The following is a 21162-nucleotide window of genomic DNA, read 5'->3' as shown; positions in this document are numbered from 1 at the left end:
GCCGTCGGTCCTGACAGAAAGACGAGACGACCGGTGGCACGATCGACACCCGTCAAGAAGGCGCTGCGTTCGCTCACCTGGTTGGTGATCATCATGGCGGCCCTCGCAGGCCTCAACACCGCGGCGTCGGTGCTGGCCGCCAACACCAAGGACGACACGGGCAAGTGGTTCGCCGGTGCGAGCTGGGTGCCGGAACTGGCGCTCGACCTGCAGGGCGGCACGCAGCTCACCCTCGCGGCGCAGAACACCGAGGGCGGCTCGGTCACCTCGCAGCAGCTGAACCAGGCGGTCAACATCATCCGCCAGCGCATCAACGCGACGGGTGTCTCCGAGTCCCAGATCAACACGCAGGGCACGAACAACATCGTCGTGTCCATCCCGGGCAAGCCGGACAAGGCGACGATCGACAGGATCGAGGCGGCGGCGAAGCTGACCTTCCGTCCGGTGCTCACCACCTCGGCCGCGACGAACGCCGCCGTCGGCGGTGACTCCGCGACCGCGTCGCCGACGCCCTACACCCCGCCGGCCTCGCTGCCCGCGACGCCGAGCGCGAAGCCGACCGACGCGAGCGACCTGAACCAGATCACGCCGCGCCTGCAGGACCTGTACACGAACTACGACTGCAAGGCGCCGGGCGACGTCACCTCCGCGCCCGACGACGAGCCGCTCGTCACCTGTGACGCCGACGGCACCGCGAAGTTCGTGCTCGGCCCGGTCGAGGTCTCCGGCGCGGACATCAGCAACGCGACCTCGGGCCTCGCCCAGGACTCGCAGGGTGCGACCACGGGCCAGTGGGCCGTGAACCTGACGTTCAACGGCGACGGCTCGAAGGACTTCAGCAGCGTCACGAACCGTCTCGTCAAGCTGCAGTCCCCGCAGAACCAGTTCGCGATCGTCCTCGACGGGACGGTCATCACTGCTCCGGCGACGAACGCCGCGATCACCAACGGCAAGGCGCAGATCACCGGCAACTTCACCGCCGAGTCCGCGAAGACCCTGGCCGACCAGCTGAAGTACGGCGCGCTGCCGATCAACTTCCAGGTGCAGTCGAACGAGAACATCTCGGCGACGCTCGGGACCGCGCAGCTGATCGGCGGCCTCGTCGCCGGCCTCATCGGCCTGATCCTGGTGATCATCTACTCGGTCATCCAGTACCGGGCGCTCGCGTTCGTCACCGTCCTGTCGCTCGGCGTCGCCGCCGCGCTGACCTACCTCGTCATCGCGATCATGTCGTGGCGCGTCGACTACCGACTGTCGCTCGCGGGCGTCGCCGGCCTCATCGTGGCCATCGGCATCACCGCGGACTCGTTCATCGTCTACTTCGAACGCATCCGTGACGAACTGCGCGACGGACGCGGGCTCGAGAGCGCCGTCGAGGCCGGGTGGAAGCGCGCCCTCCGCACGATCCTCGCGTCGGACTCGATCAACTTCCTCGCCGCGGTCGTGCTCTACGTCCTGGCGGTCAGCGACGTGAAGGGCTTCGCGTTCACCCTGCTGCTGACGACCCTGATCGACGTCGTCGTGGTCGTGCTCTTCACCCACCCGATGATGCAGCTCATCGCCCGCAGCCGGTTCTTCGGCGAAGGACACCGGTTCAGCGGGCTCGACCCGGCCGCGCTCGGCGCCGTCTACCGCGGTCGCGCGCAGTTCCGCGCCCCGGTCGTCGACGGCAAGCGGCAGCGGAGCGCGGGCGAGGCGCAGCGTCGCCAGACCATCGCCGAGCGCAAGGCGCAGCAGAACGCGGGCACCACCGGCTCGACCACGGACGGGAAGGACGACTGATGGCCAGCTTCAGCCAGTTCGGCAGCGACCTCTACACGGGCAAGCGCTCGTACGACATCGTCGGCCGGCGCAAGACCTGGTACCTCGTCGCGATCATCGCGATCGTCGTCTCGCTCGCGGTGCCGTGGCTCCGCGGCGGCTACCAGCTCGGCATCGAGTTCACCGGGGGTTCGGAGTTCACGATCTCGAACGCGAAGGACCTCGACCAGTCGATCGCGACCCGCACCGTCGAGTCGATCGTCCCCGAGGGCATCCCGCGCGTCTCGCAGGTCGGCCAGGACGGCATCCGCGTCCAGACCGAGCAGCTGACCGACCGTCAGACGAGCGACGTCCAGGACGCCCTGGCGAAGGCGTACGACGTCTCCGACGACCAGGTCGCCTCCACCTACATCGGGGCGACGTGGGGTGCCGACGTGCTCGCACAGGCCGTCCGCGGTCTCGTGATCTTCCTGGCACTGGCGGCGGTCGTCATGGCGCTGTACTTCCGCACCTGGAAGATGTCGCTCTCGGCGATGGTGGCGCTCCTGCACGACCTGCTCATCACCGCGGGCGTCTACGGCATCGTTGGCCTCGAGGTCACCCCGGCCGCCGTCATCGGCTTCCTGACGATCCTCGGGTACTCGCTCTACGACACCGTCGTGGTCTTCGACAAGGTGCGCGAGAACACGTCGCAGGAGTCGCACCGGACGTTCACGCAGTCGGTCAACCTCGCGGTGAACCAGACGCTCGTGCGCTCCATCAACACCTCCGTGGTGGCGCTGCTGCCCGTCGCGGCGATCCTCTTCATCGGGTCGTACGTGCTCGGTGCCGGCACGCTGCGGGACATCTCGCTCGCGCTGTTCATCGGCATCATCGTCGGCACCTACTCGACGATCTTCATCGCGTCGCCGATGTACGCGCACCTGCGCGAGAACGAGCCCAAGGTGAAGCAGGCCGACGAGAAGAAGCGCCAGGCCGCCGCCAAGCGGCAGCGCGAGGTCGACGCGACCGCCGAGGCCGTCTGATGGCGGTCGAGGTCCAGGACGTCGACGTCGCCGAGGCGCGTCGTCGCATCGACGCCGGTGCACGGCTGTTCGACGTCCGCGAGCAGGGGGAGTGGGACGCGGTGCACGCGCCGGAGGCCACCCTCGTGCCGATGTCCGAGCTCGTCGGGCGCTGGCAGGAGATCGACGGGGGTGACCAGCCCGCGATCGTGGTCTGCCACTCCGGCGCCCGCTCGGCCCGCGTCGTCGCGGCACTCGAGCAGTCGGGTGTGCCGGCCGTGAACCTGACGGGCGGCATGGTCGCGTGGGAGCAGGCGGGCCAGCCGGTCGTGCACGGTGGCCAGGTGGAGCACGCCGACGCCCACGGCGAACCGCGTCACGAGCACTGACCGGACGCGCGTAGTCTTGCTGGACCGTACCCGGACACCGGTCGCTGGAGGCGCTTCATGACGGACACCCGTGAGTCCACGCCCCAGGGCGGTCCTGCGCAACGAGCCGGTGGTCAGGACGCCAGTCGTCCCGGTTCGGCCCCGCGCCCGTCGAGTCCGCTCGGGCCGAACACGACGGGGAACATCGGCTCGCTCCGGTCCCTCCTGCCGCGTCTGTTCTCGCGTGCGCAGCCCGCGGGCGCGGTCGACACGCTGATCCGTACGGTCCGTTCGCACCACCCCAAGGCCGACGTCACGCTCATCGAGCGGGCGTACTCGGTCGCCGAGCGCGCCCACGACGGGCAGAAGCGCAAGTCGGGTGAGCCCTACATCACCCACCCGGTGGCGGTCGCGCAGATCCTCGCGGACCTCGGCATCGGCACGATCACGATCGCGGCGGCACTCCTCCACGACACGGTCGAGGACACCGACTACCAGCTCGACCAGCTGCGCGCCGACTTCGGCGACGAGATCGCGATGCTCGTCGACGGCGTGACGAAGCTCGACAAGGTCAAGTACGGCGACAGCGCGCAGGCCGAGACCGTCCGCAAGATGGTCATCGCGATGTCGAAGGACATCCGCGTCCTCGTCATCAAGCTCGCCGACCGGCTGCACAACGCCCGGACCTGGGGCTTCGTCGAGTCCGCCTCGGCCACGCGCAAGGCCAAGGAGACGCTCGAGATCTACGCGCCCCTGGCGCACCGGCTCGGCATCCAGATGATCAAGCTGGAGCTCGAGGACCTGTCGTTCGCGGTCCTGCACCCGAAGCTCTACGTCGAGATCGACAGCCTGGTCAAGGAACGGCAGCCGAAGCGCGAGCAGTTCGTGCAGAACGTGATCGGCACGCTCAAGAAGGACCTCAAGTCGTCGAAGATCCGCGGCGACGTCATGGGCCGACCGAAGCAGTACTACTCGATCTACCAGAAGATGATCGTGCGCGGGCGCGAGTTCGACGAGATCTACGACCTGGTCGGCATCCGCGTCCTCGTGCCGACCGTGCGCGACTGCTACGCGATGCTCGGTTCGGTGCACGCGCGGTGGACCCCGCTGCCCGGTCGCTTCAAGGACTACATCGCGACCCCGAAGTTCAACCTGTACCAGTCGCTGCACACCACGGTCCTCGGGCCGCAGGGGCGCGCGGTCGAGATCCAGATCCGCACGCACGAGATGCACCAGCGAGCCGAGTTCGGTGTCGCGGCGCACTGGAAGTACAAGCAGCGGGCGCAGGGCCGCGACGTCGACACGACGAGCACCGACGACCAGGACATGGCGTGGCTCGCCCACATCACCGACTGGCAGGCCGAGACGAGCGACCCGGGGGAGTTCCTCGACTCGCTGCGGTACGAGATCGGTGCGAAGGAGACGTACGTCTTCACGCCCCAGGGCAAGGTCATCGGGCTCCCCGCAGGTGCCACCCCGGTCGACTTCGCCTACGCCGTGCACACCGAGATCGGGCACCGCACGATGGGTGCGAAGGTCAACGGCCGCCTGGTGCCGCTCGAGAGCCAGCTCTCCAGCGGTGACGTCGTCGAGATCTTCACGTCGAAGAACCCCGACTCCGGGCCGAGCCAGGACTGGCTGACCTTCGTCCGGAGCCCCCGGGCCCGGAACAAGATCAAGCAGTGGTTCACGAAGGAGCGCCGCGAGGAAGCCATCGAGCAGGGTCGTGACGCGATCGCGCGGGCGATGCGCAAGCAGAACCTCCCGCTGCAGCGGATCATGAGCCAGGACTCGATCTCCGAGGTCGCGTCGTCGATGCGCTACGACGACGTCTCGGCGCTGTACGCGGCGATCGGCGAGGGACACGTCTCGACCCAGTCGGTCATCGAGAAGGTGCTCGGCAACGTGCAGACCGAGACCGAGACGGACGAGTCCGAGCTCGCCTTCCCCCGGCAGGTCACGAGCCGGCAGCTGCGCAACAGTGACAGCGGCGTGCTGGTCCGCGGTGCGCCGGACATCCTCGTCAAGCTCGCGAAGTGCTGCACCCCGGTGCCGGGCGACCAGATCGTCGGGTTCATCACCCGCGGCCAGGGCGTGTCGGTGCACCAGGCGTCGTGCACGAACGTGAAGTCGCTCATGAACGAGCCGGACCGGATGATCGAGGTCGAGTGGGCCCCGTCGTCCAAGTCGGTGTTCCTCGTGCAGATCCAGATCGAGGCGCTCGACCGTTCCGGTCTGCTCAGCGACGTCACGCGGGTCCTGACCGACCACCACGTGAACATCCTGTCGGCCACGGTCTCGACCTCGTCCGACCGGCTTGCGCTGAGCCGGTTCGTGTTCGAGATGGGCGACACGACGCACCTCGACCGGGTCCTCAACGCGGTGCGACGCATCGATGCCGTCTACGACGTGTACCGGGTCAGCGCGGGCTGAACCTCCGGGTCAGCGCGGGCTGAGCCTCCGGGTCGTCGTGCGGCCGAGCCTCCGGGTCGTCGTGCGGCCGAGCCCTCCGGGCCGGCGCGCCGCTGTGCCACCCACCCCGGTCGGGCTGACCTGCCGGTCAGGACCGGTTCGGTCCGGCTCGGCCGGTCAGGGTCCGGAGCCGTCGTGCGGCCTGGCGCACCATCGGGACGGTACCGAGCGCGTCGAGCGCCGCGTGCACGGCGTCCTCGTCGACCGTGCCGGTCACCAGCAGGCCGTGCACCGCACCGGCGGACGCGTCGTCGAAGCCGTCCTGCACCCGGAGCAGGTCGACCGCCGTGCGCAACGGTGTGGTGACGGCGACCGTCCCGAACCGGACGACGTCGGTCGGCGGGAGTCGGACCTCGCGCAGGCGCACGTCCGGGTCCACCGGCACGCGGACGCGCGACGGCAGGCTGACCTCGAGGGGCTCGGGTGCCCGCGAGCACGCGCCCCAGATCCAGGCGGCACTGCGCCCGCTCGCGACGAGCCGCGGGTCCGGCAGACGCCAGCCGTGCGCAGCGGCTCGGAGGGCAGGGTCCTGGGGCTCGGCGGGGGAGGCCCAGCACGGCCCCACCGCGACGAGCTCCCCGGCGAGGACCGCCGCGTGCAGCTCGGCGACCGGCCAGTCGTCGCTGGTCACGAGGCGGGGCGACGACACCCGCTCATCCTGCCCGACCATGCCCGTCGGCTGCACCCCCTGTGGAGAGCGACCGAGCACCGCCGGTGCCTCGGCTCAGCGCAGCACGTCGGCCCGGTGCACGAGCGCGGCTGCACCGATGAGCGGCCCGTCCTGCGACAGCCCGGTCGGCACGATCTGCACCTTCGTCACGAACCCGAACTCGACGCGCTCGGCGACCGCCTCGCGGGCGTACGCGAACAGGTCGGGGCTGACGTGCGAGAACCCGCCGCCGATCGCGACGACCTCGAGGTCGACCAGGCTCGCGGCGGACGCGATGGCCTGTCCGAGCGCCCGACCACTGCGCCGGACGGCTGCGACCGCGACCTCGTCGCCGGCGGCGTACGCAGCCGCGAGCTCCTCGCCCGTGGTCCCGGTGAAGCCCTGGCGTCGGGCCCAGGCGACGGTCTTCGGGCCGCTCGCGACGGCCTCGAGGCAGCCGGTCCCACCGCAGGCGCACGGGTCGTCGTACCCGCCGCACTCGACGTGCCCGATGTGCCCGGCGTTGCCGGTGGGCCCGCTCACGGTGCGTCCGTGCAGGATCAGCCCGCCGCCGACACCGGTCGACACGATCATGCCCATCACGTGGTCGTGGCCCTGCGCGGCGCCGACCCAGTGCTCGGCGAGCGTGATCGCGAGGCCGTCCATGCGGAGCGTCACCGGCACACCGGCCGGCACGTGCGCGGCGACACGGTCGCGCAGCGGGTAGCCGCGCCAGACGGGCATGTTGAGCGGCGACACCAGGCCGTGCTGCTCGTCGACCGGTCCCGCCGAGCCGACGCCGACACCGACCAGTTCGGCGTCCGCGGGCAGCGCCGCGAGGGCGCTCGTGACGACCTGGTCGACTGCGGCCTGCAGCTCCTCCGAGGTCCGGCCGGGCCCGGTCGGGCTGCGGAAGCGCGTGGCCGGCAGGACGACGCCGTCGTCGGAGACGAGGGCCGCCTCGACCTTCGTGCCGCCCAGGTCGACGGCGAGGGCCAGGCGTGCGCCGGCGGTGGTCGGACCGGTGGTCGCCGGTTCCGGGGACGAGGTGGTGGTCATGCGCGCTCCGATGCGGCGGATGGACGGGAGGCCCGGCCCGGCTCGGTGACGTTCGTCGCGTCCGGCACGGCTCGGTCCGGTGGTGGTGGGTGCTCTCGATCGCAGGTGCGGACGGGAGCAGGGTGTCCCGCCCACCCGGCTGTGCCGGGTGGGCGGGTCGACGTCAGTAGGACGACGTGTCGTCGCCCGCGGTCGACGCGGTGCCCGTCGCGGCGCGGTGGGCGACCTCGTCGAGGATGCGTGCCGACGCGCTCGTGCCGATGCGGTCCGCACCCGCCTCGACCATCGCGAGCAGGGTGTCGAGGCCGCGGACACCGCCGGAGGCCTTGACGCCCGTGTCGGGCCCGACGGTCTCGCGCATGAGGCGGATGTGCTCGACGGTCGCGCCGCCGCCGGCGAAGCCCGTCGAGGTCTTCACGAACGCGGCACCGGCCGACTGCGCGGCACGGCAGGCGGCGACGACCTCGTCGTCGGTGAGGAACGCGGTCTCGAGGATCACCTTGACGACGGTGTCACCGGCGGCGTCGACGACCGCGCGGACGTCCTGCTCGACGCGGGCCCAGTCGCCGGAGCGGGCGGCGCCGATGTCCTGCACCATGTCGAGCTCGAACGCGCCGTCGGCGAGTGCCTGCAGCGACTCGGCGACCTTGGTCGCGGTGGTCGTGGTGCCGTGCGGGAAGCCGATGACCGTCCCGACGCCGACGCCGGTGCCGCGGAGGCGTTCGACCGCGTGCGCGACGTCGCTCGGACGGACGCACACGCTGAACACGCGGTGCGCCGCGGCCTCGTCGAGCTGCGCGTCGACGTCGTCGCGGGTCAGCTCGGGCTTGAGGATCGCGTGGTCGATGAGGGCACGGACGGCATCGGCGTCGAGGGCGACCGGACCGGCGGGGGAGGCTGCGTTGTCCACCCGGCAAGCCTACCCGGAGGCGGCGCGCGTACCGTGCCCTGCATGCAGGTCCTCGTCACCGGCGCCACCGGCTACATCGGTGGTCGGCTCGTCCCCCGTCTCCTCGAAGCCGGACACCAGGTCCGGGTGTTCGTCCGCACCCCGCGGAAGCTGCAGGACGTCCCCTGGCACGACGACGTCGAGGTCGCCGCGGGTGACCTGCAGGACGCCGAGGCCGTCCGTGCCGCCGTGCAGGGCGTCGAGGCCGTCTACTACCTGGCGCACGCGATGGGCGCAGACGGCGACTTCGAGCAGGCCGAGCGCGACGCCGTGGAGACGATGGCGCGCGAGGGCCGGGACGCCGGGGTGCGGCGCTTCGTGTACCTCGGTGGCCTGCACCCGGAGGGCGAGCTGTCGAAGCACCTCCGCAGCCGCAAGGAGGTCGGCGACGTGCTGCTCGCGTCGGGCGTCCCGACGATCGCGTACCAGGCCGGCGTCGTCATCGGCTCGGGGAGCACCTCGTTCGAGATGATCCGCCACGTGACCGACGTCCTGCCGTGGATGCCGGCGCCCCGGTGGGTCCGGAACCGGATCCAGCCGATCGCGGTGCGCGACGTCCTGTACTACCTCGTCGCCGCGCTCGACATCCCCGCCGACGTGAACCGGACCTTCGACATCGGCGGTCCCGACGTCCTCAAGTACGGGCAGATGCTCAACGGCTACGCGGTCGAGGCGAAGCTGCCCCAGCGGCGCTTCACGGTGCTGCCCGTCCTGACCCCCGGGCTGTCCGCGCACTGGTTCAACATCGTGACCCCCATCCCGAAGAAGCTCGCGACGCCGATCATCGAGTCGCTGCAGTTCGAGTGCGTCCAGCGCGAGCACGACATCGACGACCTCGTGCCCCGGCCCGAGGGCGGGCTCACCTCGTACCGACGTGCGGTCCGTCTGGCGCTCGCGCGGATGCGGTCGGGCGAGGTCGAGACGAGCTGGCGGAGCGCGACCCTGTCGGCCACCCCCGCCGACCCGCTGCCGAGCGACCCCGACTGGGCGGGCCACACCGTCTACGTCGACGACCGCCGACGGCACACGTCCGCGTCCGCCGAGGACGTCTGGCGCGTCGTCGAGGGCATCGGCGGCGACAACGGCTGGTACTCGTTCCCGCTGGCGTGGGTCGCCCGCGGCTGGATGGACAAGCTCGCCGGCGGGGTCGGCCTGAGCCGCGGCCGTCGCGACCCGAAGCGCCTCGAGCAGGGCGACGCACTCGACTGGTGGCGCGTCGAACGCCTCGAGCGCGGCCGGTACCTCCGCCTCCGCGCCGAGTTCAAGTCGCCGGGCCGCGCGTGGCTCGAGATGACCGTCACCCCGAACGAGGCCGGCGGCAGCGACTACCACCAGCGTGCTATCTACTTCCCGCAGGGCCTGTCCGGTCGGCTGTACTGGTACGGGATCCTGCCCTTCCACGGCGTGATCTTCCCCGGCATGGTCGAGCGGATCACGGCGGCCGCCGAGCGGGAGTCCGAGCACACGGAGTCGACGGGGCGGAACTGGACCCAGCATGATGGGACCCAGCAACCCGCACACGAGGAGGCAGCATGACCGCGCAGGCCGCGACCGAGCACCAGGGCACCGTCCTGTTCCTCGGCGACAGCATCACCGAGCAGGGGTCGTGGGACCAGTGGCTCCCGGGCGAACGCACCGTCAACCAGGGTGTCGGGGGTGACACCACCGACGGCGTGCTCGCGCGCCTCGACGACGTGGTCGCCGCGAAGCCCGAGTCGATCGTGCTCCTCATCGGCACGAACGACTTCGGCAACCACCGGTCGAGCGTCGAGCACGTCGTCCGCGGCGTCGAGTCGATCCTCGTCACCCTCCGCCGCGAGCTGCCGGGCGTCCGCCTGCTCCTCGTGTCGATCCTGCCGCGCCAGGCAGACTGGTCCGCCAAGATCGAGGAGGCGAACCGGCACCTGCGCCAGTTCGTCGCCACGTGCCACGCGCAGTACCTCGACCTGTGGCCGGCGCTGGCCGACGGTGACCACCTCGACGAACGCTTCACCGAGGACGGCCTGCACCTGACCGAGGACGGCTACCGCGCCGTCGTCGACGAGCTCGTCCCGGCACTCGAGCGTCTGCGCGGGCTCCCGCCGATGTCCCGACCGATCCAGGCGATCGACCTCGAGGAGGCCGACGCCTGATGGCGCGGAAGGGTCGCCCCCCGGCGGGGTCGTCGCTGCACGGCGTCCCGGCGGGTCCGACCCGGTCCGCCGCGGGTCGCACGGCCCCCGTGGGCGGTGCCACGGGCACACCCGGGTACACGCGTCCCGCCCTGGCCCCGTCGCTGCTGGCAGCGATCGTCCTGCTCGCCTGCGTCGCCGTGATCGACTCGTCGGCGTTCGTGTTCGCGCGCTGGGGCATCACGGTGCTCGCGCTGATCGTGCTCGTCTTCGCCGTGCGCGGGCGGGTCTGGTGGGCCGCGGTGCTGACCGCCGCGATCGCGGTGTGCTGGAACCCCGTGGTGGTCGTGCCGATCCCGGGGCAGGTCTGGGCAGCCCTGCAGCTGCTCGCCGCGGCCCTGTTCATCGTCGTGGGGATCGTCGTGAAGGTGCCCCGCGGGACGGACGCGACCACCGCCTCCCGTCCCTGACCGGCGACCGACCGCCGGCCGCGGGACGGAGCCGGGACCGGCCTCCAGACCGCACCCGGGCACCCGCCTCCCGCAGGCCGGGCGGCCCAGCGGTGCCGCGCGGACCGGGCCGCCGTCCGGACGGTAGGATCGGGAAGGTCGGGCGCAGGGCCCGACGGCGACCCGAAGGGCATGGATGAGCCACGAGACCGAGCCGGCGACCGAGAGTCCTCTGCTGAACCCTCGACCGTCCTCCGGCGGTCTCGACCGTCCCGACGTCGTGGTCCGGAAGGGCCGCCTCACGTTGGTGAACGGGCACCTCACGCCCCAGCAGTCGATGATCGAGGACCTCCTGTTCCTCGACGACGCGCTCACCGCCGGTGACGTCGACCACCTGCTCATCCGTGGCAACGACCAGCGGCCGGTGATCGCGCTCGACGAGCGCGACCGGCAGCGCGCCGAGAGTGCGATCATGGCGGCGTCGGCGAACGAGCCGTTCTACGCGAAGCCGCCGGGGGAGCCCGCCGTGCTCGTCATCGACGACGGCCTCGGCTCGCCGGAAGAGCCCGTCCTGCGCGTGTTCCGCCCGCGGCTCGAGCCGCTCGGCCGTCTCCGCTACGGCGCCGAGACGAGCGTGCAGGTCGAGTTCTGGCGGGTGACGGACACCGAGGTCCTCGCCCCGGTCGAGAACGCGCTCATGCGCCGCAGCCTGCCGGTCGACGAGTTCGTCCTGGTCGACATCGAGCGCTACGGCCGGACCTGGCGCACCGTCGAGCACATGTTCGACGACCACGTCTCGGACATCCGGTTCCCGATCGACATCGTGTTCTCGTGGGTGGACGGCAACGCGATCGAGTACCAGCGCGCCCGTCAGGCAGCGCAGGCGAACGCGGTGCTCGGCGAGGGCGACGACGCCCCCGCGCGGTTCCGGCAGATCGACGAGCTGAAGTACGCGCTCCGGTCGGTGCACACGTTCGCGCCCTGGATCCGGCAGATCTACATCGCCACGGATTCGCCGGCGCCGAAGTGGCTCGCCGACCACCCCAAGGTCCGCATCGTCCGCAGCGAGGAGTTCTTCGCCGACCCCTCCGTCCTGCCGACGCACAACTCGCAGGCCGTCGAGTCGCAGCTGCACCACATCCCGGGCATCAGCGAGCACTTCATCTACTCGAACGACGACATGTTCTTCGGGCGCACGGTCGACCCGTCGGTGTTCTTCAGCCCGGGGTCCGTGACGAAGTTCATCCTCGCGACGACCCGCATCGGACTCGGCTCGAACAACCCGGCGCGCAGCGGGTTCGAGAACTCGGCCCGTGTCAACCGGCGGCTGCTGCAGCAACGCTTCGGTGCGGTGACCACGAGGCACCTCGAACACGCGCCGACGCCCCTGCGCGCGTCGATCCTGACCGAGATGGAGCACGAGTTCGCGGACGAGTTCCGGGCGACCGCCGCGTCGCGGTTCCGGGCCGCCGAGAACATCTCCGTCACGAACTCGCTGTACCACTACTACGCGCTGCTCACGGGTCGGGCGATCGTGCAGGAGAACGCTCCGGTGCGGTACATCGACACGACCATGCAGTCCGGGCTCAAGGCGCTCCAGGACCTGCTCAAGAAGCGCGACGTCGACTTCTTCTGCCTGAACGACGGGAGCTTCCCGGAGGTCTCGGACGAGGAGCGCACGGAGCGCGTGACGGACTTCCTCGAGAAGTACTTCCCGTTCCCGGCGCCGTGGGAGCGCACGGACGCGTAGCGGCCCGCCGACCGGTGTCCGTCGGCGGGCGGGGTCCGTCACGCTCGGGGGCGAGCGGGCCGGATCCGTCACGGTCGGGAGCGAGCGGGCCGGATCCGTCACGCTCGCGAGCCCCGTCCGACGACCACCGCGCGCTCGACGGAACGCGCGCGGCGTGTCCTGCCCGCTCGGCCGGCGGGGCTCATCAGCCGATCCCGCCGGAGTGGCGCGGGACTCGCCGCTGGGTGACGGTCGGGGCTCCCGTCGCTGCCGTCACCGACCTCGGACGGACCGTCAGCGACGGATGGGCGAGGTGGGCACCGTGTCGTGCGTGAACACGGGGATGCTCGACGTGACCGGGGCCGGTTCGACGGCAGCGGGGATCGTGACACCGGCGGCCGTGAGGCGGGCCTCCGTCTGTTCGGCCGAGACCGGCTCGCCGACCGTGGAGTAGTGCCCGATCGGGACGACCGAGTGGACGACGTTCGCCCCGAACACGTGCACGAGGTTGAACGACTGCGCACCGTCCTGACCGCGGGTGCCGCCGAGGTACTCGGTGAGGTCCTGCGTGTAGCAGGTCGCACTCGCGACGGAGACGGGGATGCCCGCGAAGACCGCGCTCGTCGAGTAGTGCAGGTGTCCGGCGATGATCGCGATGACGTCCGAGCCCTCGACGACCTCGGCGAGTGACGCCTGGTCGCGGAGCTCGACGAGCACGGCGAGGTCCTGGACGCTCGGCACCGGCGGGTGGTGCATCGCGAGGATGGTGCCGTGCGGTGCCGCCTCGGAGAGGACCTCGGCCAGCCAGTCGAGCTGCGCGGGGGAGACCTCGCCGTGGTGGGCGCCCGGGACGCTCGTGTCGAGGGTGATGACCCGCAGGCCGTTCACGTCGTAGACGAAGTCGACGGGACGATCCGTGGGCTGCAGGCCGAAGAGCTCCTGGCGGAACGCGCCGCGCTCGTCGTGGTTGCCCATCGCCCAGATGACCTGCGCGCCGATGCGTTCGGCGGCGGGCTCGACGATCGCCTTGACGCGCGCGTACGCGCCGGCCTCGCCCTTGTCGGCGACGTCGCCCGTGACGACGATCGCCTCCGGCCGGGTCCCGGAGGCCTCGACGTCGTCGATGATCGCCTGGAGTCGGGCGGCGGAGTCCACGTCGCCGTAGAGGGCGCGGTCCTCCGCCACGAGGTGGGTGTCGCTGAGGTGGAGGAGGAAGTGGTTCGGCCTGGGGTGTTCGGCCGTCCGGCTGTCCATCGGTCTCTCGTTCCGTTGGCGGATGCGTGGTGCAACACGTTGCCACACCGTCCTGGACGAGTCCACCACCCGATCGTGAATCCGAGGTGAACCGGAGGGGTGTGTTCCTGAAAGGGCGGAGAACGAACGAGCCCCCCGACCACGAAGTGGACGAGGGGCTCGTTCGTTCTTGCCGAGGAGACTCAGTGGTTCCCGGCGCCGACCGCGGGTGCCGGCGCGGAGCTGTCGAGCTCCGGACCGTGGTGCGCGGCGTGGGCGGCCTCGAGCTCGGCCTTCGTGACCGGCGCGATGCGGTCCTCGAAGAAGAAGCGGGAGACACGGGCGCGGACCTTCTGCGCCTGGCTGATCCGGCCCTTGGCGTCCGGACGGATCATGAGCGGCTTGTACTCGTTGAACTGCAGGAGCTTCCAGCGCTCGTACTCGTCGAGCTGCTCGTGCACCTCGATGTACTCGCCGTGGGGGAGCCGCACGATCCGGCCCGACTCGTAGCCGTGCAGGACGATCTCGCGGTCCTTCTTCTGCAGCGCGAGGCAGACGCGCTTCGTGATCCAGAAGGCGACGAACGGGCCGAGGACCGTCGTGGCCTGGATGACGTGGATCACGTGCTCGATCGACACCATGAAGTGCGTGGCGATGATGTCGGACGAGGCGGCGGCCCAGAGCGAGGCGTAGAGCGTGATGCCCGCGGCACCGATGGCGGTGCGGGTCGGGGCGTTGCGCGGACGGTCGGCGAGGTGGTGCTCACGCTTGTCGCCCGTGACCCATGCCTCGATGAACGGGTAGACGAACATCGCCACGATGAGCGCCATCAGGACGGCGATCGGCGCGAGGATGTTGAACGACACCGTGTAGCCGAACCACACGACCTCCCAGTGCGGCGGCACCAGACGGAGCGCGCCGTCGGCGAAGCCGATGTACCAGTCGGGCTGGGTACCGGCGGACACCGGGGACGGGTCGTACGGGCCGTAGTTCCAGATCGGGTTGATCGTGAACAGCGACGCGATGGCGGCGAGGATGCCGGCGACGATGAAGAAGAAGCCACCGGCCTTCGCGGCGAACGCCGGGAGGATCGGGACGCCCACGACGTTGTCGTTGGTCTTGCCGGGGCCCGCGAACTGCGTGTGCTTGTTGATCACCACGAGCACGAGGTGGACACCGAGCACCGCGACGAGGATCGCCGGCAGCAGCAGGATGTGCAGCGTGTAGAGGCGGCCGACGATGTCGGTGCCCGGGAACTCGCCACCGAACAGCAGGTAGGCGATCCACACACCGATCACCGGGACGCCCTCGATCATGCCGACGATGATGCGGAGACCGTTGCCGGAGAGCAGGTCGTCGGGGAGCGAGTAGCCGGTGAAGCCCTCGGCCATGGCCAGGACCCACAGCACGAAGCCGAAGACCCAGTTGATCTCACGCGGCTTGCGGAAGGCACCGGTGAAGAACACGCGGGCCATGTGCAGCATGATCGAGGCCACGAAGAGCAGGGCTGCCCAGTGGTGGACCTGGCGCACGAAGAGCCCACCGCGGATGTCGAACGAGATGTTCAGGGTCGACTGCAGGGCGGTCGACATCTCGACGCCCTTGAGCGGGACGTACGAGCCGTTGTAGACGACCTCGGTCATCGACGCCTGGAAGAAGAACGTGAGGAACGTCCCCGAGAGCAGGACGACGACGAAGCTGTACAGCGCGACCTCGCCGAGCATGAAGCTCCAGTGGTCGGGGAAGATCTTGCGCCCGACCTCCTTCACGAGGCCGGAGATGCTGGTGCGCTCGTCGATGTAGTTGGCGGCGGCCCCGATGATGCGGGACCCGCGCTCCGGCTGCGGCTTGGTGGCCGTCGACGGGGCGTTCGTGGTGGTGGTGCTGGTCATCAGCGTTCACGCTCCCAGAAGGACGGTCCGACCGGCTCGTGGAAGTCGCTCTGGGCAACCAGGTAGCCGTCGTCGTCGATCGCGATCGGAAGTTGGGGGAGGGGACGTGCGGCCGGGCCGAAGATGACCTCGCAGTTGTTCGAGACGTCGAACGTCGACTGGTGGCACGGGCACAGCAGGTGGTGCGTCTGCTGTTCGTAGAGCGCGACCGGGCACCCGACGTGGGTGCAGATCTTGGAGTAGGCGACGATGCCGTCGTAACCCCAGTCCTCGTGCCCCTTGGAGGGGTTGAGGTCCTTCGGGTCGAGGCGCATCAGCAGCACGGACGCCTTGGCCTTCTCCTCGAGCATGTGCTCGGACTCGAGCATGCCCTCGGGGATGACGTGGAAGACGGAGCCGATCGTGACGTCGGACGCCTTGATCGGGAGACCCGTCGGGTCCTTGGTCAGGCGCAGGCCGGACTTCCAGAACGTGTGGCGGAGCAGCTCGTTCGGGTCCTCCGCCGGGGCGAGGTCACGGACGAGGACGATGCCGGGCAGCGGGAACGCCGCGAGTGCACCGATCATCGAGTTGCGGATCAGCTTGCGACGGCTGAAGCCCGACTCCTTGTCGGCGAGCTGGAACGCCTCGACCGCCTTGGCGCGGGTCGCGTCCGTCCCACGGGTGCCGTGGCGCATCTCCGTGATCTCGCGGTCGACGACGAGCGACTTCGACCAGTAGACCGCGCCGAGACCCAGCGCGAGGAGCGCGAGGGTGATGGCGAGGCCGAGCCAGAGGTTGCCGGCGCGGACCGTGCCGAAGTCCTCCGGGTCGATCGGGAACGCGACGTACGCCGCGATCGCGAGGACGCTGCCGACGATGGAGAGGTAGAAGAACGTGGCGACCTGGCGCTCGGCGAGCCGCTGCTTCTTCGGGTCGACGTCGGTGCGACGTGCGCGGTGCGGCGGCTCACCCGGGTTCTCGAAGGCGTCCGCGGGGACGACCGCGGTACCGGCCGAGGTGCTGCTGGTCGTGCCGTGCTTCTCGACAGCCGAGGACGAGTTCAGTGCCTCGTCGTCGTGCTCTGCCATGGTGTTCCCTTCAGTGTCGTGCGACACGGACGATCAGTTGGACTTCGCGGTCAGCCACACGGTCATCGCGACGACCGCACCCAGACCGAAGATCCAGATGAACAGACCCTCTGCCACCGGGCCGAGGGAGCCGAGGGCGAACCCGCCCGGCGACTTGTTGTCCTGCACGTACTTCAGGTACGTGATGATGTCGGCCTTCTGCTCCGGGGTGAGGTTCAGGTCGTTGAAGACCGGCATGTTCTGCGGGCCGGTGACCATGGCCTCGTAGATGTGCTTGCCGGAGACGGTCTGCAGGTTCGGCGCGTACTTGCCCTCGGTCAGGGCGCCGCCGGCACCCGCGACGTTGTGGCACATCGCGCAGTTGATGCGGAAGAGCTCCGCACCCTCGGCGGCGTCGCCGTCCTTGCCGTTCGTCAGCTTGGTGGAGGGGATGCCCGGGCCGGGGCCGAGCGAGGCCACGTAGGCGCCCATGGCGTCGACCTGCTCGTCCGTGAACTGGGCGGGCTTCTCCTCGGCCTGGGGGCCCTGCGCTGCCATCGGCATGCGGCCTGTGCCGACCTGGAAGTCGACCGACGCGGCGCCGACACCGATGAGGGACGGACCCTCGCTCGTGCCCTGGGCGTCGAGGCCGTGGCAGGTCGCGCAGTTCGATGCGAAGAGCTTCTGGCCCTCGTTGACCTGCGACTGGCTCGAGGCCGCCGTGGCGGTGGTGCTGTCGTCGGCGTTGGCCGTCGAACTGAACAGCGCGTACGCACCGCCGGTGGTCATGAGACCGACGACGATGAGCGAGACGGTCGCCATCGGGGAACGGCGGCCCTTCTTGGTCTTGGTTCTGGTGAACATGCTGTGGGGGGTGTCCAGTTCCTACTTGAGAAGGTAGATGACGGCGAAGAGACCGATCCAGACGACGTCGACGAAGTGCCAGTAGTACGACACGACGATCGCGGTGGTCGCCTCCTTGTGCCCGAAGTTCTTCGCGGCGAACCCGCGACCCAGGGTGAGGAGGAAGGCGATCAGGCCGCCGGTGACGTGCAGGCCGTGGAAGCCGGTGGTCATGTAGAACGCCGAGCCGTACGCGCTCGAGGAGAGCGTCATGCCCTCGTGCCAGAGGTTGGCGTACTCGAAGATCTGGCCGCAGACGAAGATCGCGCCCATGCAGTACGTGACGAAGAACCACTCCGTCATGCCCCAGTCCTTGGGGTTCCAGCTCGTGCGGTGCACCTGGAAGCGCTCCGCGGCGAACACCGCGAACTGGCAGGCGAAGCTGGACAGCACCAGGATGATCGTGTTCACGGAGGCGAAGGGCACCTCGAGCTTGGAGGTCTCGGTGGCCCACAGTTCGGGCGAGGTGCTGCGCAACGTGAAGTAGATCGCGAACAGGCCGGCGAAGAACATGACCTCGCTGCCCAGCCACACGATCGTCCCCACGGCAACGGCGTTGGGCCTGTTCAGGACCGGACCGCTGGCGCTTCTGGAGAGAGGGGTGCTAGTCACGTCCTCCATTATGGCCGAAACCTGTGACAGTGTTTTCGCAGCAGACTGGCGGGTCTTCCGAATTCACTACGATCGAGCCATGTCGCTCCCACTCTCCTGGCCCTCGGTGATCAGCGCGCTCATGGCTCGCGAGGACCTCTCCATCAGCCAGTCCTCATGGGCCATGGAGGAGATCGTCCAGGGACGCGCGACGTCCGCACAGATCGCCGCGTTCGCCGTGGCGCTGCGGGCGAAGGGCGAGACGGTCGACGAGGTCGTCGGCTTCCGCGACGCGATCCTCGACGCGGCGGTGCCGCTCGACGTGGACCCGATGGCGCTGGACATCGTCGGGACCGGCGGCGACGTCGTCGGCACGGTCAACGTCTCGACCATGGCCGCGATCGTCATCGCCGCCGCGGGCGTGCCGGTCGTGAAGCACGGCAACCGGGCGAGCTCGTCGAAGTCGGGGTCGAGCGACGTGCTCGCGGCCCTCGGCCTGGACCTCACGATGGACGCCGCGCGTGTCGCCGAGACGTTCCGGCGTGTCGGACTGACCTTCGCCTTCGCGAGCGCCTTCCACCCCGGGTTCGCCCACGCAGCCCCGGTCCGGCGCGAGATCGGGGTGCCGACGGTGTTCAACTTCCTCGGTCCGCTCGTGAACCCGGCCCGGTGCGAAGCGAACGCGGTGGGCGTGGCGCAGCTCGACCTCGTCCCGATCATCACCGGCGTGTTCCAGACCCGCGGGGCGACGGCCCTCGTGTTCCGCGGCGACGACGGTCTCGACGAGCTGACCACCACCGGCCACTCCCACATCTGGGAGGTCACCGGCGGCCGGGTCACCGAGCACGACCTCGACCCGCGCGACCTCGGCATCGCCCGGGCCCGCACGCAGGACCTCCTGGGCGGGGACCCCGAGCACAACGCGCAGGTGGTGCACCGGGTGCTCGCGGGGGAGACCGGACCGGTCCGCGACATCGTCCTCCTGAACGCCGCGGCCGGTCTCGTGGCCTTCCGGCTCGCCGAGGACCCGGAGCAGGTCGACGTGCCGATCCTGCAGCGGTTCCGCGACCAGCTCGCCGTCGCGGCCGACGCGATCGACTCGGGTGCCGGAGCGCGCAAACTGGCTGACTGGGTGGGCGCGGCGCCCGCCGCCTGAGCCCGACAGGGGCTCCCGGACCCGCACTACGGACCGCACCAGCGGGCCACGCGCCGGAGGCGCGGCGTGTGGCCGCCGGACCCGCACTCCACACCGCACCAGCCGGCGACGCACCGGAGGCGCGGTGCCGGTCCGTCGGACCCGCACCGCGCCTCCAGGCGGTCACCTCAGCTGCGCGTCAGCGCACGTCCTCGTCGACCCAGTCGAAGGTCTTCGTGACGGCCTTCTTCCAGAGGCGCAGCTGGCGCGCACGCTCCTCCTCGTCGAGCTGCGGCTCCCAGCGCTTGTCCTCCTGCCAGTTGGCACGGAGCTCGTCGAGGTTCGCCCAGAACCCGACGGCCAGACCGGCGGCGTAGGCCGCGCCGAGCGCGGTGGTCTCCGCCACGACCGGGCGCACGACCGGCACGTTGAGGATGTCGGCCTGGAACTGCATGAGCGCGTCGTTGGCGGTCATGCCGCCGTCGACCTTGAGCTCGGTGAGCTCGACGCCGGAGTCCGCGTTCACGGCGTCCAGGACCTCGCGGGTCTGGAGCGCCGTCGCCTCGAGGGCGGCACGGGCGATGTGGCCCTTGTTCACGTAGCGGGTCAGGCCGACGAGCGCACCGCGGGCGTCCGGACGCCAGTACGGCGCGAACAGCCCCGAGAACGCCGGGACGAAGTAGACGCCGCCGTTGTCCTCGACGGTCTTGGCGAGGGCCTCGACCTCCGGGGCGCTGCCGATGATGCCGAGGTTGTCGCGGAGCCACTGGATGAGCGACCCCGTGACGGCGATCGAGCCCTCGAGCGCGTAGTGCGTGTCCTGGTCGCCGAGCTTGTAGCCGACCGTGGTGAGGAGGCCGTTCTCGGAGCGGACGATCTCGGTACCGGTGTTGAAGATGAGGAAGTTGCCGGTGCCGTAGGTGTTCTTCGACTCGCCCTGGTCGAACGCGGCCTGACCGAACGTCGCCGCCTGCTGGTCGCCGAGGATGCCGGCGATCGGCACCTCGCGGAGCAGGTTCGACGACTCGACGTGGCCGTAGACCTCGGAGGAGCTGACGATCTCGGGGAGCATCGACTTCGGGACACCGAAGTCGGCGAGGATGTCGTCACGCCACTGCAGGGTCTCGAGGTCCATGAACAGGGTGCGCGACGCGTTCGTGACGTCGGTCTTGTGCACGCCGCCGTCGGTGCCACCGGTCAGGTTCCAGAGGACCCAGGTGTCGGTCGTGCCGAACAGCAGGTCGCCGGCTTCGGCCTTCTCGCGGGCACCCTCGACGTTCTCGAGGATCCACATGATCTTCGTGCCGGCGAAGTACGTCGCCAGGGGCAGGCCGACGATCGCCTTGTAGCGGTCGGTGTCGCCGTCGGCGAGCTTGTCGACGAGGGCCTGCGTCCGGGTGTCCTGCCAGACGATGGCGTTGTAGACCGGCTTGCCGGTGGTCTTGTCCCACACGACCGCGGTCTCGCGCTGGTTGGTGATGCCGACCGCGGCGACGTCGTGGCGGGTGATGTCCGCACGGGACAGCGCCTGGCCGATGACCTCACGCGTGTTGTCCCAGATCTCCGACGGGTCGTGCTCGACCCACCCGGCGCGCGGGAAGATCTGCTCGTGCTCCTTCTGCCCGACCGAGACGATCGAGCCGGAGTGGTCGAAGACGATCGCTCGGGTCGAGGTGGTGCCCTGGTCGATGGCGACGATGTAGTCGGCCATTGGTGCTCCTTTGCGGGTGTGTTCGGCGTGGTCGGGTCCGGTGACGGACCGACCGGTGCGGGGGTCGACCCCGGGGTGGGGCCGACCGACGCGGAGG

18 protein-coding genes are annotated in these 21162 nt (G+C 70.2%); 9 read left to right on the top strand and 9 right to left on the bottom strand.

Annotated elements, in window-relative coordinates; translation table 11 throughout:
• Nucleotides 1–33 precede the first annotated feature (33 nt).
• From secD to BEP24_RS08320, 4 genes are read left to right on the top strand one after another with little or no spacing between them, the layout of a single operon-like run.
• Nucleotides 34–1782 (top strand): protein translocase subunit SecD, encoded by a 1749-nt coding sequence (gene secD, locus BEP24_RS08335; protein ID WP_065962268.1) that lies wholly within the window; start codon nt 34–36, stop codon nt 1780–1782.
• Complete coding sequence (secF, locus tag BEP24_RS08330; protein WP_065962265.1) at nt 1782–2786, top strand: protein translocase subunit SecF; 1005 nt, start codon at nt 1782–1784, stop codon at nt 2784–2786. The genes secD and secF overlap by 1 nt, the downstream gene beginning before the upstream one ends.
• A complete protein-coding gene (locus tag BEP24_RS08325) occupies nt 2786–3154 on the top strand; it encodes a rhodanese-like domain-containing protein (RefSeq protein ID WP_065962263.1) in 369 nt (122 codons plus the stop codon). Before secF ends, BEP24_RS08325 begins: the two co-directional genes overlap by 1 nt.
• Before the next feature lie 57 nt (nt 3155–3211).
• Complete coding sequence (locus BEP24_RS08320; protein WP_253181636.1) at nt 3212–5566, top strand: bifunctional (p)ppGpp synthetase/guanosine-3',5'-bis(diphosphate) 3'-pyrophosphohydrolase; 2355 nt, start codon at nt 3212–3214, stop codon at nt 5564–5566.
• A gap of 127 nt (nt 5567–5693) precedes the next feature.
• Here the strand turns inward: BEP24_RS08320 and BEP24_RS08315 are convergent, their stop codons facing one another.
• From BEP24_RS08315 to deoC, 3 genes are all read right to left on the bottom strand, one after another.
• Nucleotides 5694–6254: a type IV toxin-antitoxin system AbiEi family antitoxin gene (locus BEP24_RS08315; protein WP_171898760.1), complete on the bottom strand. Its 561-nt coding sequence runs from the start codon at nt 6252–6254 to the stop codon at nt 5694–5696.
• Nucleotides 6255–6329: 75 nt separating this feature from the next.
• Entirely contained in the window at nt 6330–7313 is a 984-nt protein-coding gene (locus tag BEP24_RS08310; protein WP_065962258.1) for an ROK family protein, read from the bottom strand.
• A gap of 163 nt (nt 7314–7476) precedes the next feature.
• Nucleotides 7477–8223 carry a deoxyribose-phosphate aldolase gene (gene deoC, locus BEP24_RS08305; RefSeq protein WP_065962255.1) on the bottom strand — a complete coding sequence of 249 codons (747 nt, stop codon included), beginning with the start codon at nt 8221–8223 and terminating at the stop codon, nt 7477–7479.
• Nucleotides 8224–8265: 42 nt separating this feature from the next.
• Here deoC and BEP24_RS08300 point away from each other — a divergent pair, with 42 nt between their 5' ends.
• From BEP24_RS08300 to BEP24_RS08285, 4 genes are all read left to right on the top strand, one after another.
• Nucleotides 8266–9798, top strand: a complete 1533-nt coding sequence (locus BEP24_RS08300) for an SDR family oxidoreductase (RefSeq protein ID WP_065962253.1) — start codon at nt 8266–8268, stop codon at nt 9796–9798.
• Entirely contained in the window at nt 9795–10394 is a 600-nt protein-coding gene (locus BEP24_RS08295) for a GDSL-type esterase/lipase family protein (RefSeq protein ID WP_065962251.1), read from the top strand. Before BEP24_RS08300 ends, BEP24_RS08295 begins: the two co-directional genes overlap by 4 nt.
• Nucleotides 10395–10483: 89 nt before the next feature.
• Nucleotides 10484–10843, top strand: coding sequence for a DUF6804 family protein (locus BEP24_RS08290; protein WP_065962295.1), 360 nt, complete (start codon nt 10484–10486; stop codon nt 10841–10843).
• Between the two features lie 175 nt (nt 10844–11018).
• Nucleotides 11019–12572, top strand: coding sequence for a stealth conserved region 3 domain-containing protein (locus BEP24_RS08285; RefSeq protein ID WP_065962249.1), 1554 nt, complete (start codon nt 11019–11021; stop codon nt 12570–12572).
• A 273-nt stretch (nt 12573–12845) separates the two neighbouring features.
• Here BEP24_RS08285 and BEP24_RS08280 read toward each other — a convergent pair whose 3' ends face one another.
• From BEP24_RS08280 to BEP24_RS08260, 5 genes are all read right to left on the bottom strand, one after another.
• Nucleotides 12846–13805 carry a phosphodiesterase gene (locus tag BEP24_RS08280; RefSeq protein WP_065962246.1) on the bottom strand — a complete coding sequence of 320 codons (960 nt, stop codon included), beginning with the start codon at nt 13803–13805 and terminating at the stop codon, nt 12846–12848.
• Between the two features lie 182 nt (nt 13806–13987).
• Nucleotides 13988–15676, bottom strand: a complete 1689-nt coding sequence (locus BEP24_RS08275) for a ubiquinol-cytochrome c reductase cytochrome b subunit (protein WP_065962241.1) — start codon at nt 15674–15676, stop codon at nt 13988–13990.
• A complete protein-coding gene (locus BEP24_RS08270; RefSeq protein ID WP_065962239.1) occupies nt 15676–16746 on the bottom strand; it encodes a Rieske 2Fe-2S domain-containing protein in 1071 nt (356 codons plus the stop codon). The genes BEP24_RS08275 and BEP24_RS08270 overlap by 1 nt, the downstream gene beginning before the upstream one ends.
• A gap of 33 nt (nt 16747–16779) precedes the next feature.
• Nucleotides 16780–17589 carry a cytochrome c gene (locus BEP24_RS08265; protein ID WP_065962238.1) on the bottom strand — a complete coding sequence of 270 codons (810 nt, stop codon included), beginning with the start codon at nt 17587–17589 and terminating at the stop codon, nt 16780–16782.
• Nucleotides 17590–17610: 21 nt separating this feature from the next.
• Nucleotides 17611–18249: a heme-copper oxidase subunit III gene (locus BEP24_RS08260; protein ID WP_065962236.1), complete on the bottom strand. Its 639-nt coding sequence runs from the start codon at nt 18247–18249 to the stop codon at nt 17611–17613.
• Between the two features lie 70 nt (nt 18250–18319).
• Between BEP24_RS08260 and trpD the strand changes: the two genes are divergently transcribed.
• A complete protein-coding gene (gene trpD, locus BEP24_RS08255; RefSeq protein WP_065962234.1) occupies nt 18320–19375 on the top strand; it encodes an anthranilate phosphoribosyltransferase in 1056 nt (351 codons plus the stop codon).
• A gap of 178 nt (nt 19376–19553) precedes the next feature.
• Here the strand turns inward: trpD and glpK are convergent, their stop codons facing one another.
• Entirely contained in the window at nt 19554–21065 is a 1512-nt protein-coding gene (gene glpK, locus BEP24_RS08250; RefSeq protein ID WP_065962232.1) for a glycerol kinase GlpK, read from the bottom strand.
• Nucleotides 21066–21162 lie beyond the last annotated feature (97 nt).

The organism is Curtobacterium sp. UCD-KPL2560 (assembly GCF_001705035.1).
Lineage (GTDB): Bacteria > Actinomycetota > Actinomycetes > Actinomycetales > Microbacteriaceae > Curtobacterium.
This window is presented reverse-complemented; position numbering and strand designations above follow the sequence as displayed.